Here is a 16,105-nt window from a genome sequence, read left to right as displayed (position 1 = left end):
GCCCTCCCGAACCGTCATCAGGAAAACACCATGAACAAGATGTCGACCGCCAGCGCGCTGCTGGCCACGTTCGCCGCGGCCCTGCTGCAGGCTGTCCCCGCCCAGGCCCAGAGCGGCCCCGGCTACGAAGACCCGGACAACTGGCCGCAGTACCACCGCAGCTACAACGCCTGGCGCTTCAGCCCGCTCAGCGCCATCAACAAGGACAACGTCAAGCGCCTCAAGGTGGCCTGGGTGCACCAGCCGGGCAACATCACCCACGGCCTGCAGGCCACGCCCATCGTCATCGACGGCGTGCTGTACTACGTGTCGGCCAACAACAACGTGTGGGCGGTGGATGCCGCGACCGGGGCCACGCTGTGGCACTACGAGCCCAAGCTCAGCCCGCTCGCCAAGCAGAGCTTCTACGCGGCCGCGAGCCGCGGCGTCACCGTCGGCCGCGGCAAGGTCTACCTCGGCACGCTCGACGGCCGCTTCGTCGCACTCGACCAGAAGACCGGCAAGGAACTGTGGTCCACCCAGCTGTCCGACCTCAAGACCCAGTACGGCGCGCTGTTCTCGGCGCCGCCGCAGCTCGCCGGCAACGTGCTGTTCGGCGGCACCACCGGCGGCGACCAGCCGATCATGGGCAAGATCTACGCGGTGGATGCCGACAGCGGCAAGCCGGTGTGGACCTTCGACATCCTCAAGGACGACCCCGCGAGCTGGCCGGGCGACAGCCGCAAGGCCGGCGGCGGCAGCGCCTGGATGCCGGGCACCTACGATCCGCGCAGCGACACCATCTACATCGGCACCTCCAACGCTGCGCCCGACTACTTCAACGCCGAGCGCAAGGGCGACAACAAGTACACCGCCAGCCTGCTCGCGCTCGACCCCAAGAGCGGCAAGCTGAAGTGGGCACGCCAGGAAGTGCCGCACGACTCGTGGGATTTCGATTCCGCCTACGAGGCGCTGATGGTGAAGAAGGACGGCAAGGACGTGATCGTGCACCTCAACAAGGGCGGCTTCGTCTTCGTCATGGACAAGGACGACGGCAACCTGCACAACGTCTGGCAGTTCGCCCAGAACGTGAATTGGGTCAAGGGCATCGACCCCAAGAGCGGCAAGCTGATCGACCCGGTCTACCCGGAGGCCGGCAAGCGCAAGCTGTTCTGCCCCAACCTGCTCGGCGCGCGCAGCTGGAACCACGGCGCCTACAACCCGGAGACCGGGCTGTGGTACTCGCATGCGATGGAGGTGTGCAACGAGGTGGTAGCGGGCAAGGACGACCCCGCCAACCTGGTGGCGATGTCCGCGTTGTCGCTCGGCATCGAGGAGATCAAGCTGGTGCCGCCGCCGGCTGACAAGCCGCACGGCCGGCTCGATGCGCGCGACCCGCTGACCGGCAAGGTGAAGTGGAGCCTGCGTTACGACATACCGCCGCTGTCCAGCGTACTGACCACCGCCGGCGGGCTGGTGTTCACCGGCGACCTGCACGGCCACATCTACGCCTACGACGCCGACGACGGCAAGGAGCTGTGGCGCTTCAACGCCGGTTCCGGCCTGCGTGGCGGGCCGGTGAGCTACGCCGCCGGCGGCCGCCAGTACATCGTCGTGCCGACCGGGCTGGGCTCGCACGCGCCGGGCTTCCTCGCCGGCGCCTTCCCCGAGATCAAGGACCTGCCCGGCGGCGCGGCGCTGATCGCCTTCTCCGTCGATTGATCCTGACCGCCGCCGCGCTGCGGGGAGGTGGCGCGGCGGCGGCGCACTGGAGTTCCATCATGAAGATCGCTCATATCCTGCCGGCCGCGCTGTTGTTCGCCGCCGGCCTCTGCCACGCGGTGGCGCCGCCGCCCAAGCCGGCCGGCGCAGCGACCGCCGCTGCCGCCGCACCCTTCGATCTGGCCGACGCGGCCCGCATCACCGCCGGCGGCAAGCGCTTCAACAAGACCTGCGCCGGCTACTGCCATGGCTTCGAGGGCGTCGGCGGCCGCGCGCCCGACTTCAAGGGCCGTGACGACCTGGTGCCGGCGCAGGTGTTCGAGACCATCAGCCAGGGCCGCGAAGGCGCCGAGGTGATGCCGCCGTGGGGCGAGGCTTTCAGCGCCGAGCAGATCTGGGAGCTGGTCGCCTACCTGATGCACCTGGGGCGGCAGCAGCCGTGACAGCGTTCAGGCTGGCGGGCCGAGCAGGGCCGCCGCGCGGTTCGACGTCACCAGGATCAGCTTCATCGTCGCCCGCGTCGCGCCGACGAAGAGCTTGCGCATCGTCAGTTCGTCGAGGGTGTCGAAGTCGATCTCGGTGAAGATCACGCAGGGCGCAGCCTGGCCCTTGAAGCGGTAGACCGAGTCGAGCAGCAGGTCGCCCTCGCTGTACTCGGCCTCGCCGAACAGGTCGTAGCGGCCGTGGAAGGCGCGCAGCCGGTGCGGGCCGAGGTGGCCGAGGTTGCTGAAGCGCGAATGCTCGCGGCCGCGGAAGGTCAGCAGCACGATCATGTCGCGGCGAAAACCGAGGCCGATGGCGCGGGTGATCGCGCGGCGGGTGGCGTCGAGCAGGCCGGCATCGCCAGCCTCGTCGTCCCAGCTGAGCAGCTCGGGCTCGCTGTCGGTCAGCGGGCTGCCGGCGCGCACCGGTGCCGGCAGCGGCAGCCGGGCGTTGAGCAGCGCGAGTACGTCGGCGGGGGTACGGTAGTTGGTGTCGGCAGTGAGCCCGACCCAGCCGGGCAGCGCCACCGGCTCGCGGCCGTAGAGGTTCTGCAGTGGGTCTTCCAGCCACCAGGCGCGGCCGTCCGGCTTGAGCAACGCGAGCAGGGTGTCGCGCCAGCTCTCGAAGAAGTCCTGGCCCTCGTCCACGATCAATTCGTCGAAGCCGGCAGCGGGGGCACCGCCGCCTGCCACCAGCGCGGCGAAGTCGGTCTCCATGCGGCGGAAGCGGTCGGACGCGGAGAAATCCGGCGGCCGTCCGGCGGCGCGCAGGCTGCGGTCGCACAGCTGGTGGTAGGTGGCGACCTCGCCGCCGGCCGGCACGATGCGGGCGATATGGTCGGCCAGCGGCCGGTTGTAGCAGACGTAGAGCGGCCGCCGCCCGGCCTCGAGCGCATCGACGAAGGCGGCGAGCGCGAGCTGGGTCTTGCCGCTGCCGGCGGTGGCGGTGATGCGCAAGCGGTGCGGCGTGACCGTGATGCGCCGCGCCCATTCCGCCAGCCCGCCCGACAGTCGGGTGGTGAGGTCGTCGGCTTGGCCCGCCAGCGCCTGCACGTCGGGCACCAGTTCCAGCAGGTCGGCGAAGAAGCGCTGCAGCGCCGCCAGCCGCGCGGGCGGCGCCGGCGCGTCGTCGGCCGGGCCGGCGAGTGCGCGCACGATGTCGACCAGTTCGCTGCGGCGGCCGGCGTCCACGATGCGCGCCGGATCGAGGCCGGCGGTGCCGGGCTGGCGCACCGTGTAGTCGGGGCAGTAAAAGAGGGTGTCGAGTTGCGGCTCACCGCCGTCGAGCAGCGGCCGCAGGCGGGCGCGCAGCGCCTCGGCATCGTGCGCCAGCGCCACCGCCACCTCGCGATTGCGGCGCTTGCCCGGCCGCAGCAGGCCGGCGGGGGTCTCGTCGAGAAAGCCGGAATGCTGCTCAATCAGCAGCACCCGTCCGCCGGGGCCGAGCACCGCGAAGCCGATCTCGCCGAACACGGTGCGGTTGCCTTCGGCGCGCGTCCAGTGCAGGCCGTGATAGACCGCGTAGTCGTCGGGCAGGCCTTCGGCCAGGCGCGCCAGCGTGGCGAGTTCGCGCTGCTGCGCGCCGCTCGCCTGCAGTTGTCGCCAGCCTTCGGGGTGGATGCGGGCCATGGGAATGTTGCACTGCGGCTGTCGGGAGATGCGCCGCAGTTCTACGGCAAAGTGGCGCAATTCGCAATTCATGCGCACATCCTGGCGCATGAGCAGGCTGCGACCGCCTGCCTCGATGCGCTATGCTCGCCAGCCCAGGAGCGCGCCGGAGGGCCGGCCGTCCTGCGGTCCGGAACCCTTCGCATGGAAACCCTGAAGGCCTTCGTCACCCTGCTCGCGCTGATCAACCCGGCCGGGGCGATTCCGCTCTTCCTCAGCCTCACCGCCAGCCAGAGCCCGGGCCAGGTGAAGCGCACGGTGAAGACCGCCTCCATCGCCACCGCGGTGGTGATCGCGATCGCGGCGCTGTTCGGCGAGATCCTGCTGCGCATCCTCGGCATCTCGATCGCCTCGCTGCAGGTGGGCGGCGGCATCCTGCTGTTCGGCATCGCGCTCAAGATGTTCAACGCCGAACTCGGCGGCGCCCGCAGCACGCCGGAGGAGGCCGACGAGGCCGCAGAGCGCAACAGCATCGCAGTGGTGCCGCTGACCATCCCGATGCTGGCGGGGCCGGGCACGGTGAGCACCGTCATCATCTACGCCGAACGCGCGCGCGAGTGGTGGGAGGTCGTGGCGCTGCTGGCGATCGGCGCGGTAATCGGTGCGGTCGTGTGGGTGACGCTGAACCTGGCCGGGCCGATCAGCCGTCTCGCCGGCAAGACCGGCATCAACATCATGACCCGGGTGATGGGCCTGTTGCTGGCGGCGCTGGCGGTGGAGTTCATCGCGGTGGGCGTGCGCACGCTGGTGGCGGCATGAACCCCGACGACCTCGAAAAGCTGGTGCGCATGGAGATGCCCTACGGCAAGTACAAGGGCCGGCTGCTCGCCGATCTGCCGGGCCACTACCTCAACTGGTTCGCACGCGAGGGTTTTCCGCGCGGCGAACTCGGCCGCCTGCTGGCGCTGATGCACGAGATCGACCACAACGGCCTGTCGGCGCTGCTGGTGCCGTTGCGTGCCGGAGGTCGCGGGCGGGGCTGAGTCAGTGCGGCGAGTGCGCCCGTCCGGCGAGGCTCGCACTGGCGGCGCCGCCCCACAGCAGCGCCGGCAGCAGCGGCAGCAGCACCGCCCAGTCGGGCTGTTGGGGCAGGCCGGCGGCGTTGATGCCGATGCGGGTCAGGGTGGCGACGGCAAGCATCGCGTAGAGGCCGCCGGCCATCAGCGCGCGACGATCCTGGCCGCCGTGCCCCGGGCTGCGGCCGAGGCTGTCGGCGATGCCGAAGGCCAGCGTCAGCGCCACGCCCCAGCCGATGCCGCCGGTGGCCTGGCCGAACATCGCGCTGGCACTGCCGGGCAGCATGGCGTGGATCATCGCGGCGGCGGCCGCCACGGCGCAGCCAGCCAGCCACGCCCGGCGTGGGCCGAGCGCCCGGCGTAGCGGCGCGGCGAGCACGCAGCCGACGGCAACCCCGATCCAGAACAGCGGCATCAGCCAGACCAGATCGGCGGCGGGATGGTCGGCGAGGTAGCGCGGCGCGGCGGCGAGGTGGAAATGGAGCTGCGCCGCCAGCGCGGCGAACAGCAGCAGGGCGAAGAAGCGCGGTGCGCCGAAGGCTGGTGCCGGCGCGTCGGCGGTCGCGGTGGTGGCGGGCCGCAGCCGTTCCGCCCAGGCCAGTGGGAGCACCAGCGCCGCCAGCACCAGGCTGGAGAGCGCGAAGGGCAGTGCCGGCGTCACGCTCTTCAGGATGCTGCCCAGCCAGGGCGCGATGGCGCCTGCCAGGGCCATGCCCACCGTCGTCGCGGCGGCGATCCAGCCGACCTGCGACTGGGTCGCATGGCGCGACAGCATCGCGAACAGTGGTGCGCGCAGCGCGGCCGAACTCACCACCCACAGGGCGGTGAGCGCGAGCAGCAGACCGGCATGGGCCGCGCCCCACGGCAGGGCGACGAAGGCCGCGCAGGACAGCAGCGCCACGCCCGACAGCGCCGGCGCGATGCGCCCGTAGGCGGCAAGCCCGCGCGCCGCGGCGGCGCCGAAGACGAGGTCGAACACCGCGAACAGCGCCTGATCGGCGATCAGCACCCAGGGCACCGCCGCCTTGCCGATGCCGGCGGTTTCCAGCAGGCCGGGCAGGTAGATCGCATAGATCGTCCAGCTCGACGCGAACACGAACTGCATCAGCGCAAGATAGCCGCCAAGCGCTCGCGGCGTGGCGGTGCCGGTCATGCCGGCTTACTGCGGCGGGGCGGGTTCATGGCGGGCGGTTTCCTCTGGCGGCGGGGCGCCGGCGAGTGTAGCGGAAGCCGCCCGCCGGGCGCAGGCTCAGATCGCCGCGGCGACCGCCTTGCCGACTTCGGTGGTGTTCGCCGTGCCGCCCATGTCGGGCGTGCGCGGGCCTTCCACCAACACCGTCTCGATCGCCTTGACCATGGCGTCGTGGGCAGCGGTGTAGCGCGCGTCGCCGTTGCCGAGGAAGTCCAGCATCATCGCGCCCGACCAGATCATCGCCACCGGGTTGGCGATGTTGCGGCCATAGATGTCCGGCGCGGAACCATGCACCGGCTCGAACAGCGAGGGGAAGGTCCGGTCCGGATTGAGGTTGGCCGAGGGGGCGATGCCGATGGTGCCGGCGCAGGCCGGGCCGAGGTCGGAGAGGATGTCGCCGAACAGGTTGGAGGCCACCACCACGTCGAAGCGTTCCGGGCTGAGCACGAAGCGCGCGGTGAGGATGTCGATGTGGTACTGGTCCCACTTCACATCCGGGTAGGCCGCGCCCATCTGCTTAACCCGCTCGTCCCAGTAGGGCATGCTGATGGCGATGCCGTTGGACTTGGTGGCCGAGGTCAGGTGCTTCTTCGGCCGGCTCTGCGCCAGCTCGAAGGCGTACTTGAGGATGCGGTCCACGCCCTTGCGGGTGAAGATGGATTCCTGCAGCACGGTCTCGCGCTCGGTGCCTTCGTACATCTTGCCGCCCACCGCGGAATACTCGCCCTCGGTGTTCTCGCGCACCACGTAGAAGTCGATGTCGCCCACCTTCTTGTTGGCCAGCGGGCAGGGCACGCCGGGCATCAGCCGCACCGGGCGCAGGTTTACATACTGGTCGAAGTCGCGGCGGAACTTCAGCAGCGAGCCCCACAGCGAGACGTGATCCGGCACCAGTTCGGGCCAGCCGACCGCGCCGAAGAAGATGGCGTCGAAGCCTTTCAGCTGCTCGAACCAGTCGTCCGGCATCATCTTGCCGTGCTGCAGGTAGTAGTCGCAGTGGGCCCAGTCGAAGGCGGTGAATTCCAGCGCGATGTCGAATTTCGCGGCGGCCGCCTGCACGGCGCGCAGGCCTTCCGGCATCACTTCCTGGCCGATGCCGTCGCCGGCGATGACTGCGATGCGATGGGGGGTGGTCATGGGGCGTTCTCCTGGAGGGAGCGATTGACGAGCCGTCAGGATAGCGGACCGTTAAAACCTATAATCAGTCTATCCATGCATCAATAAACCATGATTCGTGAACAATAAGCCGCTGCTCGAAGACCTGCGCCTCTACTGCACCGTCGTCCGCCGTCGCGGCTTTGCTGCCAGCGCGCGCGAACTCGGCGTCTCCAATGCCTACGTCAGCAAGCGCATCGCGCTGCTCGAAGACGCACTCGGGGCGAAGCTGCTGCACCGGACAACCCGCAGCGTCAGCCTCACCGAGCAGGGCGAGGTGGTGCTGCAGTGGGCGCAGCGCATCGTCGACGACGTCGACCGGCTGGCCGAGGCGGTGTCGGCCGAGAAGATGGCGCCCGCCGGCTTGCTGCGGGTGTGCACGAGCTCCGGCTTCGGCCGCAACCGGGTCGGGCCGGCGCTGGCGGCGCTGGCCGAGCGCTATCCGGCGCTGGAGATTCAGCTTGAACTGCTGGACCGGCCGGTGGACCTGGTGGGCGAGGGCTTCCAGCTCGACATCCGCGTCGGCGCGGTGCGCGAGCCGGATCTGATCTCGCGCCGCATCGCCTGCAACGAACGCGTGCTGTGCGCGGCGCCGGCCTATCTCGCCCGCCACGGCACGCCGGCCCGCCTGGCCGAACTCGCGCAGCATCGCTGCATCGTCATCCGCGAACGCGACCAGGACTTCGGCCGGTGGACGCTGAGCGGGCCGGACGGGCCGGAGACGGTCAAGGTCGGCGGCCCGCTGTCGGCCAACAACGGCGAGGTGGTGCGCCAGTGGGCGCTGGCCGGCCACGGCATCATCCTGCGGTCGCGGTGGGACGTCGGCCCGGCGCTGGCGCGCGGCGAGCTGGCGCAGGTGCTGCCCGCCTACCGGCAGGAAGCCGACGTCTGGGCGGTGTATCCGTCGCGGTTGTCGAGTTCGGCCAAGGTCAGGGTGTGCGTGGAATTTCTGGAGGCGTGGCTGGGGACGGTCAGCGGTCCGGCGCCAGCGCCGTGAGTGCGGCTTGTGCGCGGGCTGCCAGCGCGGCGAGATCGCCGGCCATGCCGGGCATGCCGCGTGCAGCCGTCTGGTAGCGGGCGTGCACGGTGTCCCAGTGACGGGCGGGCAGTACGGCGCCAGCCGGGTGCAGGCCGAAGTGCGCAGCGAGCTCGCGGCCGAGCGCCAGTGCGGAGTCCAGCGCCGCGCCCGGCATGCTGTCGTGGACGCTGCAGTCCACCGTGTCCCTGCCGTGGCGGCGCATCAGCAGTTGCAGGGAGGCACCCGCCTGCAGGGCGAGGTAGCGCGCCAGCATCGCGTCGAGAAAGCGCGCGGTGGCGGCGGGTTGCGTGGGCGCGGCGGTGAGCTGGAAGCGGGCGATCAGCAGCGGCGGGCGCTGCTGTTCGAGCAGGGCGGTGGCGATCGCATGCAGCGAGATCAGTGCGGCCAGCGCCGCATGCGCCTGCGGGGTGGCGGCATAGCCCAGCCCGGCCAGCGCGGCCGGATCGAGTTCGTCCGGCTGCAGGCGCAGCGCGGCGAGCGGCCGGCACCAGTGGTCCGGCCACACCCGGTCGGGCAGCGGTGCGCCGGGTGCAGTGCCATCGCACTGGACGAATTCCGGCGTGACCACGCAGGCGCCGCGGCTGCCGCGGCTCCATGGCAGGCCGACCGCGATCGCGCCGGCCACGCTTTCCCACAGCGGCGGCTGCAGCAGGCGGTGGCGTGGCGCCGGGCGCAGCGCCTGGCCGTCCGGCGTCGGTTCCATGCTGTTGATCGCACCGTGGCGGTCGGTCGCGGTGGCGGTGAGCAGGCTGGCGAGCATGGCGTCGGCCAGCGCCGACGGCTCCTGCCAGGCGCCGCGCGGCTGCAGTGCGCCGGTCGTCGGGATGACCTCCGCGGGCAGATCCAGGATCAGCAGCAATCGTGTGCTCATGGCGCCGTCCGCAGCAGCAGGTCGTGGCGGCGGACCAGCGGCCGGGCGTCGATCCGGCGGGCGATGTCGACGATGCCGTGGTTGTCTTCCGGATAGCTAAAAGTCATGGTGTCGGCGTGCAGCGGCCAGCGCGCGGTGCATTCGGCCAGCAGCCAGGACAGCGCGCGATGGGCGCGCCAGCGCGGATGGCAGACCAGCCCCTGGATGTCGATATGGCGGTCGATGCGGCGGGCGATGAGGGCGCCGACCGGGTGGCCGTCGCGCCGCAGCACGCTCGATTCGTCCCAGGCGCGGGCTTCTGCCGGCGCGTCGCCGAGGTGCGTCAGCTGCGGCGGGATGTGGCCGAGCTCCTTGAGGAAGATGGCCGCCAGCAGCGGCAGTTCGCCGTCGCGCGGCGGACCGACCTGCCAGCCGCCGGCTTCCAGCGCCGCACCCCGTACGCCGAGGCCGAGGCCGCGCAGCGCGGCGAGCGTGCTGGTATGTACCGTGCGGTAGCTGCGCAGCGGCGTGAAGCCGCGGGCGCGAAGAGCGAAGTCGAAGGGCGCTTCCAGGGCGATCGCGTCGGTCAGCAGCGCCGGGCAGTCGAGCGCGGCGGCGCGCGCCGCGAGCGCGTCGACCAGCGGCCCGACCAAGGTGGCGTCGGCTTCGCCGCGCAGCCGCAGACCCCAGCAGGCGGGCAGCGCCGCCTGCGCTCGCGTCGGCTCCGGCCACAGCGTGGCGATCAGCCAGCGCGGGCTGGCTTCGGCGCTGTGGGCGCCGAGATACCAGGTCTGGCGGCTGCGCGACACCGGCGAGGCGAGCAGGCGCAGTATGCCTTCCGGAATATCCGGTTCGGCCAGGATCTCGACCGTCATCGGGCGGGCGGCAGCGCGGCGCTGCCGGCTCGGTCAGTGGAGGCGGGCGGCGCGGCGCTTGCGCAGGCTGGCGAGGCCGGTGGCGCCGAGCGCCAGCAGCGCCAGGCTGCCCGGTTCGGGTACGCCCTGCACATCCTGCGCGCTCGCCAGCGACAGCCGGCTGCCCGCTTCCACGCCCACGCCGGCGACCGACTCGTAGGCCCAGTCGCCGATGTCGAAGCTGCCGTCCGACACCGTGAGCTCGGCCCAGCCGTAGTGCCAGCCGTCGTCGAGGAAGCGGAAACCGAGATAGCCGGAGGTATCGCCGAGCCAGGCGCCGCCGCTGCCCGAGCCGGTCACCACCGGGTAGGAATAGCCGGGATAGGTCCAGCAACTGTAGCGCCCGCAACTGGTGTAGCCGGGCGTGTAGCCCATGTAGCCGCTCTGCCAGCGCTGGTAGAGCGTCTCGGTGCCGCTGCCGTAGCTTTCGCTGGCGTCGATCAGGGTACCGGCGGCAAGCGCCGCGCCGAAGATCAGCTCGGTCCCGGCACCGGTGCTCACCGCGGTCTGGTAGTCGTAGGCGGGGTAGTTGGTGTAGGAAGTGCCGTTGAAACCGAGATCGGCGTAGCCGATCTCGAGCAGGAAGCTGCCGGTGCGGAAGCCGGCGGCGTCGTTGCCGGTGATCAGCCCGGCGGTGGCGAGTTGGGGAAGGGCGAGCCCGCCGAGCGCTAGGCCGGCGGAGGCGATACGGGACAGCGGGACGGAAGAGTTCATCGGGTGCTCGGTAATTCGAAACAGGTAATGTTGGATGACGCAGGCAATTTCGAAGCTGAGGGTGTCATCCGCACCGGACCGCGTAAAGCGCTTGTTCGGCCGTGTGGTCGAATATTTCACACTCGGTCTTTCGATGTAGGCGCTGCAGCGGTGGCGGCCGCGGCGGATGACATCCGCGCCCCGCTCCGCCATCATTCACCGGCCTTCTTCCGCGCGCCGTCCATGTTCTCCATCGTCTTCTCCAACCGCTACGAAATCCTGCAGGCCATGCTGCTCGACCGGCTTGCCGCCGAGCGCCCCGGGCCGTTCGGCAGGCGCCAGGTGGTGGTGCCGAGCAGCGCGCTGCGGCGCCAGGTGGAGCTGGCGGTGGCCGATCATGAAGGCGTCTGCGCCAACGTCGATTTCGCCTACCTCGCGCAATGGCTGTGGACCCAGATCGGCCATGTGGTCGAGGTGCCGGCGCGCTCGCCCTTCGCGCCGGCGCTGCTGGCCTGGCGGATCCATGCCTTGATCGACCCGGCCGCCGACTGGCTGGCGATGCATCCGCGGCTGGCCAACTATCTCGCCGGGGCGGATGCGCGCATGCGCTTCGAGCTGGCCGAGCGCATCGCCCGCGTCTTCGACCACTACCTGACCTACCGGCCGCGCTGGCTGGAAAGCTGGGCGGCGGGCGAGCGCGCGCTGTCGGGCCAGGTCAGCGAGGCGGAAGGTGCCGACGAAGCCTGGCAGGCCGAGCTGTGGCGGCGTATCCGCGCCGGGCTGGACATCCGCCAGGAACATCCGGCGGCGTTGTTCCTGCGCCGGGTGGCGTCGATGAGCGAGGCCGAACTCGCCGCCACCGGGCTGCCGAAGACGGTGCACGTGTTCGGCCTGCCGGCGCTGCCGCCGCTCTATCTCGAGATCCTGCGCGAGCTGGCGCGGGTGGTGGATGTGCGGCTGTACTGCCTCAATCCCTGCCGCGAGTTCTGGTTCGAGATCGTCGATCCGCGCCGGCTGTCGTGGCTGGCCGCGCGCCAGGCCGACATGTTCCATGAGACCGGCAACCGCCTGCTCGCCGCCTGGGGCCAGCAGACCCAGGCCCACATCGGCCTGCTGTTCGAGGGCGAGCGCGAGGTGGTGGAGGAGGCGGTGTTCGCGCCCGACCCCGGTCGTCACCTGCTCGCCCGCCTGCACAACGCCATCCTCGACATGGTCGAGCTGGAGCCGGGCAGCGTCGAACTCGCCGCCAACGACCGCAGCATCGAGCTGCACGTCTGCCATTCGCGCACACGCGAGCTCGAAGTGCTGCACGACCGCCTGCTCGACCTGATGAAGGCGGCCGCCCGGCGCGGCGAACCGCTGCGGCCGGACGAAATCGTCGTGCTCACGCCCGACCTCGAAGCCACCGCGCCGCTGATCGAGGCGGTGTTCGGCACCGCCGCCCCCGCGCGCCGCATTCCCTGGCGCATCACCGGGCTGGGCGGCACCCGCGAGAACCCGGTGGCGGCGGCGCTCGACCGTCTGCTAACTCTGGTCGCCGGCCGCTTTCCCGCCAGCCGGGTGTTCGACCTGCTGCAGCAGCCGGTGGTGGCGGCGCGCTTCGGGCTGGGCGACAGCGAGCTGGAAACGGTGCATGAATGGATGCGCGCGGCCGGCATGCGCTGGGGGCTGGATGCGGCGCAGGTGGAGGACGAAAGCGGGGTGGCGGCGGAGGTCGAGCCGGTGCACACGCTCGAAGCCGGCCTCGACCGTCTCTTCCTTGCCTGGGCGGCGGGCGAGGCCGCCGATGCCGCGCCTTTCGCCGGCCGCATCGGTGCCGGCGCGCCGGAGGGCAACGGCGCGTTCGCGCTCGGCCGCTTCTGGCGCTATGTCGACACCCTGCGCAGCCTGCGCGACGGCCTGTTGCGGCCCCAGGATGCCGCCGGCTGGCGGCGCAATCTCGACGACGCGCTCGATCGCCTGGTCGGCGACGATCCCGCCTGGACGGAAGACCTGCGCGAGGTGCGCGAGGCGGTGGCCGCGCTCACCGCGGCGATGGCGGCCGCCGAACCCGCCACCGCTGCAACCGGGGGCGAGGCGCTGGCGATTCCGCTGGCGGTGGTGCACCCGGCGCTCGCTGGCCTGCTCGACGATCCGGCGCGCGGTGGCGTGCCCGGCGGCACCGTCACCTTCTCGGCGCTGTCCTCGCTGCGCGGCCTGCCTTACCGGGTGGTGTGCGTCATCGGGCTGGACCAGGGCCTCTTCCCCGGCAGCGAACGTCCGGCCGAGTTCGACCTGATGGCCGCGCGGCCGCAGCGCGGCGACCGCCAGCGCCGCCACGACGACCGCAACCTCTTCCTCGACGTGCTGCTGTCGGCGCGCGAGGTGCTGCACCTGTCCCACGTCGGGCGCAGCGTGCGCGACGGCTCGGCGCTGCCGCCTTCGGTGCTGGTGGACGAACTCTTCGACGTGCTGGCCGCGGCCTGCGCCGCAGACCCCGGCCAGCCGGACGCGCTGGCCGCCGCGCGGCGCCGGCTGACGGTGCAGCATCCGCTGCAGGCCTTCTCCGCCGACTACTTCCTGCCGACACCGGGCCGCGATCCGCGGCTGGTCAGCTACCACGAGGAATACGCCAGCGCGCTCGCCGCCCGGCTGGGCGCGCCCCTGCTCGGCACCGAGGACGAAGCGCCGCTGGCGCCGCCGGACGACGAAGCCGGCGATGGCGATGACGCCGCCGAGGCCAGCCACACGCCCTTCTTCGATGCACCGCTGCCGCGGCCGGGCGAGGAGTGGCGCGACGTCGGCCTGGCCCAGCTGATCCGCTTTTTCCGCAATCCGTGCCGCTACCTGCTGCGCGAACGCCTCGGCCTCGACCTGCCGGAAGGCGAGGAGGAACTGGAAGACGTCGAAGCCTTCGTGCCGGATTTCCTCACCCGCCAGGCTTTGGCCGGGCGGCTGCTGCCGGCCCTGCTGGCGGACGACGGCCTGACCGCGGATGCGCCCGGGCTGCTGGTCCTTGCCCGCGCCGGCGGCGAATACCCGGCCGGGGCGCTCGGCGAGGGCGCGCTGCAGCGCGAGCTCGGACAGCTGGCCGGCTTTGCCGCCGCCGTGCGCAGCGAGATCCCGGCCGAACCGCTGCCGCCGCATGTACCGCGCCTGGCATTCGACCTGGACGGCGAAGCGTGGACGCTCACCGCCGCCTTCGGCGACCTGCGCCCGCAGGGCCTGCTGCGCCACCGCTACGACGACAGCCGCCCGGTCGATTACCTCGCCGGCTGGCTGGCCCACCTCGCGCTGTGCGCCGCACCGGCCGCGGGCGTGGCCTGCGAGACCACCCTGCTGGCGCGCGACGGCCGCTGCCGTTACGTCTCCGTGCCGGCCGACCGCGCCCGTGCGCTGCTGGCCGACTGCCTGCGGCTCTACCGCGACGGCCTGTGCAGGCCGCTGCACTTCTTCCCGAAATCGGCCTGGGCCTATGCCGTCAATGGCGAGAGCCTCGGCAAGGCTTACGCCAGGTGGACCGGCGGCAACCGCCCTACCTTCGGCGAAGGCGCCGACCCGGCCTACCGGCTGGCCTTGCGCAGCGTGGCCGATCCGCTGGCCGAGGGCTTCGTCGAGCTGGCCGAGCGCGTGCTGCGGCCGCTGCTAGAGCACCTCGACGACGACCGTCTCGAGCACGCCGCCGCCGACAGTGTGAGCCCGGAGCCCGTATGAGCGCAGCGCCAGGAGCTTAGCCCAATGAGCGACAGCCGCACCGACACCGATTACTGCTGCCTGCGTTTGCGCATCGAGCAGGGCGTGGCCTTCGTCACCTTAGACCACCCGCCGCTCAACCTGCTGGACGCCGCGCTCACCCGCGAACTCGGCCGGCTGGGTAAGCAGCTCGCCGCCGACGACGCGGTACGGGTGATCGTGTTCGACAGCGCCGATCCGGATTTCTTCATCGCCCACTCCGACGTCACCGAGCTGCGTGCGCCCGATACCCCTGCGCCGCCGGAACGCGCTGCGGCGCCCGGGCCCTTCCACCGCATCGTCGACCGCTTCCGCAGCATGCCCAAGGTGACGATAGGCAAGCTCGAAGGCATCGCGCGCGGCGGCGGCAGCGAATTCCTGCTCGCGCTCGACATGCGTTTCGCCGCGCTCGGCAAGGCGGTGCTGGCGCAACCGGAAGTGGCCGCAGGGCTGCTGCCGGGTGGCGGCGGCACCCAGCGCCTGCCGCGGCTGATCGGCCGCGGCCGTGCGCTGGAGGTCATCCTCGGCTGCGCGGACTTCCCGGCCGAGCTGGCCGAACGCTGGGGCTATGTGAATCGCGCGCTGCCGCCGGCCGAACTCGGTCCCTTCGTCGACGCGCTGGCCCGGCGCATCGCGTCCTTCCCGCCCGAGGCGCTGGCGCTGGCCAAGGCCGCGGTGGATGCCGCCGGGCTGCCGCTGGACGCCGGCCTGGTGGAGGAGGAATACCTGTTCCGCCGGCTGCTGACGGGCGACGAGGCGAAGCAGCGCGCGGCGCGCTTCCTCGAACTCGGCGGCCAGACACGGGCGGTGGAGGCTGGCGACTTCGACGCGGTGCTGCTGGGGCAGGGCGAGCGCCCCGCGCGCTGAGTCCGCCGCCCGCGCCTGCCTCAGTGGTGGTGCAGGTCGCCGCCCGGAATCTGAGCCTGGACGCGCAGCACGAAAGGATCGCGCTCGCGGTCGCCGAGGTCGGCGAAATCGATCACTTCGTAGTCCGACTGGTCTTGCCGCGCCCACGGCGAGGCCGCGAGGGCGTGCGCCGCCTTCAGCACCGTCCGCTCGCGGTAGTCGGCGCGTTCGCGTTCCAGCACCGCCGGCAGGTTCAGATCCACCCGCCAGACCACGTCCAGCTTTTCGCCATTGGCGACGCCGCGGTAACGGCGGTAGGGATAGCCGTCGCGCCAGCCGGTCTCCTCCAGCGTCAGCGACTGCAGCACCGCGGGGTCGATCAGCAGCGCATGCTGCTGCCAGGACAGCGCGGCGTTGATCACCTTGAGGTCGTCGCTGCGGTATTCGATGCTGCGGCGGTCGGCGTGGAAGACCTTGAAGAAGAACTGCGTCCTGCCGTCGCGCTGCCAGCGTTCGCCGGTGCGCGCCTGCAGGTTCTCGATCTCGATGCGGTCGGCTTCGCGGAAGAAACGCCATTCGGCTTCGCCCGCCGGCGGATGCTCGTGGGCGTGGCCGCCTTCCTCGACGACGCGGCTGGTCACATAGCTGGCGGCGACGTCCGGCAGCGGCGCCGACAGGTTCAGCGGCGGCACTTCGCGGCCGATGGCGGCGGCGATGGCCGCAGCGCTGGCGGCGGGCGTCGCGCGCTCATGCGCATGGCCCGCGAGCGGGAGCAGCGCCGAACCGGCGAGCAGAAGGAGGAGCGGGGATTTCGGATTCATGGGCGGATGGGATGCGA

At 71.5% G+C, this 16,105-nt stretch carries 14 protein-coding genes; 7 read left to right on the top strand and 7 right to left on the bottom strand.

Translation table 11 applies throughout. The features are described 5' to 3' along the window. The first annotated feature begins 30 nt into the window (after nucleotides 1-30). On the top strand, nucleotides 31-1,701 hold the full coding sequence (locus tag CJ010_RS24375; RefSeq protein WP_141020385.1) for a PQQ-binding-like beta-propeller repeat protein: 1,671 nt from the start codon (nucleotides 31-33) through the stop codon (nucleotides 1,699-1,701). Nucleotides 1,702-1,760: 59 nt separating this feature from the next. Then, entirely contained in the window at nucleotides 1,761-2,144 is a 384-nt protein-coding gene (locus tag CJ010_RS24370; RefSeq protein WP_141020384.1) for a cytochrome c, read from the top strand. A 6-nt stretch (nucleotides 2,145-2,150) separates the two neighbouring features. On the opposite strand, the gene CJ010_RS24365 is transcribed toward CJ010_RS24370, so the two are convergent. Then, entirely contained in the window at nucleotides 2,151-3,812 is a 1,662-nt protein-coding gene (locus CJ010_RS24365) for an ATP-dependent helicase (RefSeq protein WP_141020844.1), read from the bottom strand. Nucleotides 3,813-3,995: 183 nt separating this feature from the next. Between CJ010_RS24365 and CJ010_RS24360 the strand changes: the two genes are divergently transcribed. Then, on the top strand, nucleotides 3,996-4,610 hold the full coding sequence (locus CJ010_RS24360; protein WP_141020383.1) for a MarC family protein: 615 nt from the start codon (nucleotides 3,996-3,998) through the stop codon (nucleotides 4,608-4,610). Next, nucleotides 4,607-4,834 (top strand): DUF3820 family protein, encoded by a 228-nt coding sequence (locus tag CJ010_RS24355; protein ID WP_141020382.1) that lies wholly within the window; start codon nucleotides 4,607-4,609, stop codon nucleotides 4,832-4,834. The genes CJ010_RS24360 and CJ010_RS24355 overlap by 4 nt, the downstream gene beginning before the upstream one ends. A gap of 1 nt (nucleotide 4,835) precedes the next feature. On the opposite strand, the gene CJ010_RS24350 is transcribed toward CJ010_RS24355, so the two are convergent. Together CJ010_RS24350 and CJ010_RS24345 are read right to left on the bottom strand one after the other, a co-directional pair. Beyond that, the gene (locus CJ010_RS24350; protein WP_141020381.1) at nucleotides 4,836-6,020 is read right to left on the bottom strand and encodes an MFS transporter; all 1,185 of its coding nucleotides are present in this window, start codon (nucleotides 6,018-6,020) and stop codon (nucleotides 4,836-4,838) included. 96 nt (nucleotides 6,021-6,116) lie between these two features. Beyond that, nucleotides 6,117-7,196, bottom strand: coding sequence for a tartrate dehydrogenase (locus CJ010_RS24345; protein WP_141020380.1), 1,080 nt, complete (start codon nucleotides 7,194-7,196; stop codon nucleotides 6,117-6,119). Nucleotides 7,197-7,293: 97 nt separating this feature from the next. Here CJ010_RS24345 and CJ010_RS24340 point away from each other — a divergent pair, with 97 nt between their 5' ends. Then, a complete protein-coding gene (locus tag CJ010_RS24340) occupies nucleotides 7,294-8,211 on the top strand; it encodes a LysR substrate-binding domain-containing protein (RefSeq protein ID WP_141020379.1) in 918 nt (305 codons plus the stop codon). Here the strand turns inward: CJ010_RS24340 and CJ010_RS24335 are convergent. The 3 genes from CJ010_RS24335 to CJ010_RS24325 are packed head-to-tail and all read right to left on the bottom strand — an operon-like array spanning nucleotide 8,186 to nucleotide 10,731. Further along, nucleotides 8,186-9,124, bottom strand: a complete 939-nt coding sequence (locus CJ010_RS24335) for a hypothetical protein (protein ID WP_141020378.1) — start codon at nucleotides 9,122-9,124, stop codon at nucleotides 8,186-8,188. The two genes, CJ010_RS24340 and CJ010_RS24335, sit on opposite strands and share 26 nt — an antisense overlap. Then, on the bottom strand, nucleotides 9,121-9,978 hold the full coding sequence (locus CJ010_RS24330; protein ID WP_141020377.1) for a hypothetical protein: 858 nt from the start codon (nucleotides 9,976-9,978) through the stop codon (nucleotides 9,121-9,123). Before CJ010_RS24330 ends, CJ010_RS24335 begins: the two co-directional genes overlap by 4 nt. Nucleotides 9,979-10,011: 33 nt before the next feature. Further along, complete coding sequence (locus CJ010_RS24325) at nucleotides 10,012-10,731, bottom strand: PEP-CTERM sorting domain-containing protein (RefSeq protein ID WP_168225017.1); 720 nt, start codon at nucleotides 10,729-10,731, stop codon at nucleotides 10,012-10,014. A 222-nt stretch (nucleotides 10,732-10,953) separates the two neighbouring features. On the opposite strand from CJ010_RS24325, the gene recC reads away from it, so the two are divergent. Next, nucleotides 10,954-14,403, top strand: a complete 3,450-nt coding sequence (gene recC / locus CJ010_RS24320) for an exodeoxyribonuclease V subunit gamma (RefSeq protein ID WP_141020375.1) — start codon at nucleotides 10,954-10,956, stop codon at nucleotides 14,401-14,403. 24 nt (nucleotides 14,404-14,427) lie between these two features. Next, nucleotides 14,428-15,288, top strand: coding sequence for an enoyl-CoA hydratase/isomerase family protein (locus tag CJ010_RS24315; RefSeq protein ID WP_141020374.1), 861 nt, complete (start codon nucleotides 14,428-14,430; stop codon nucleotides 15,286-15,288). A gap of 20 nt (nucleotides 15,289-15,308) precedes the next feature. Here CJ010_RS24315 and CJ010_RS24310 read toward each other — a convergent pair whose 3' ends face one another. Beyond that, nucleotides 15,309-16,088: a hypothetical protein gene (locus CJ010_RS24310; protein ID WP_141020373.1), complete on the bottom strand. Its 780-nt coding sequence runs from the start codon at nucleotides 16,086-16,088 to the stop codon at nucleotides 15,309-15,311. Nucleotides 16,089-16,105: the final 17 nt, after the last annotated feature.

The organism is Azoarcus sp. DD4, from assembly GCF_006496635.1.
Classification (GTDB): domain Bacteria; phylum Pseudomonadota; class Gammaproteobacteria; order Burkholderiales; family Rhodocyclaceae; genus Azoarcus.
The sequence above is the reverse complement of the archived record's forward strand: the minus strand, read 5'-3'. Positions and strand labels throughout refer to the sequence as shown.

Coding starts and splice junctions, on each gene's coding strand:
- CJ010_RS24375 (WP_141020385.1), top strand. CDS start 31: ATGAACAAGATGTCGACCGCCAGCGCGCTGCTGGCCACGTTCGCCGCG.
- CJ010_RS24370 (WP_141020384.1), top strand. CDS start 1,761: ATGAAGATCGCTCATATCCTGCCGGCCGCGCTGTTGTTCGCCGCCGGC.
- CJ010_RS24365 (WP_141020844.1), bottom strand. CDS start 3,812: ATGGCCCGCATCCACCCCGAAGGCTGGCGACAACTGCAGGCGAGCGGC.
- CJ010_RS24360 (WP_141020383.1), top strand. CDS start 3,996: ATGGAAACCCTGAAGGCCTTCGTCACCCTGCTCGCGCTGATCAACCCG.
- CJ010_RS24355 (WP_141020382.1), top strand. CDS start 4,607: ATGAACCCCGACGACCTCGAAAAGCTGGTGCGCATGGAGATGCCCTAC.
- CJ010_RS24350 (WP_141020381.1), bottom strand. CDS start 6,020: ATGACCGGCACCGCCACGCCGCGAGCGCTTGGCGGCTATCTTGCGCTG.
- CJ010_RS24345 (WP_141020380.1), bottom strand. CDS start 7,196: ATGACCACCCCCCATCGCATCGCAGTCATCGCCGGCGACGGCATCGGC.
- CJ010_RS24335 (WP_141020378.1), bottom strand. CDS start 9,124: ATGAGCACACGATTGCTGCTGATCCTGGATCTGCCCGCGGAGGTCATC.
- CJ010_RS24330 (WP_141020377.1), bottom strand. CDS start 9,978: ATGACGGTCGAGATCCTGGCCGAACCGGATATTCCGGAAGGCATACTG.
- CJ010_RS24325 (WP_168225017.1), bottom strand. CDS start 10,731: ATGAACTCTTCCGTCCCGCTGTCCCGTATCGCCTCCGCCGGCCTAGCG.
- recC (WP_141020375.1), top strand. CDS start 10,954: ATGTTCTCCATCGTCTTCTCCAACCGCTACGAAATCCTGCAGGCCATG.
- CJ010_RS24315 (WP_141020374.1), top strand. CDS start 14,428: ATGAGCGACAGCCGCACCGACACCGATTACTGCTGCCTGCGTTTGCGC.
- CJ010_RS24310 (WP_141020373.1), bottom strand. CDS start 16,088: ATGAATCCGAAATCCCCGCTCCTCCTTCTGCTCGCCGGTTCGGCGCTG.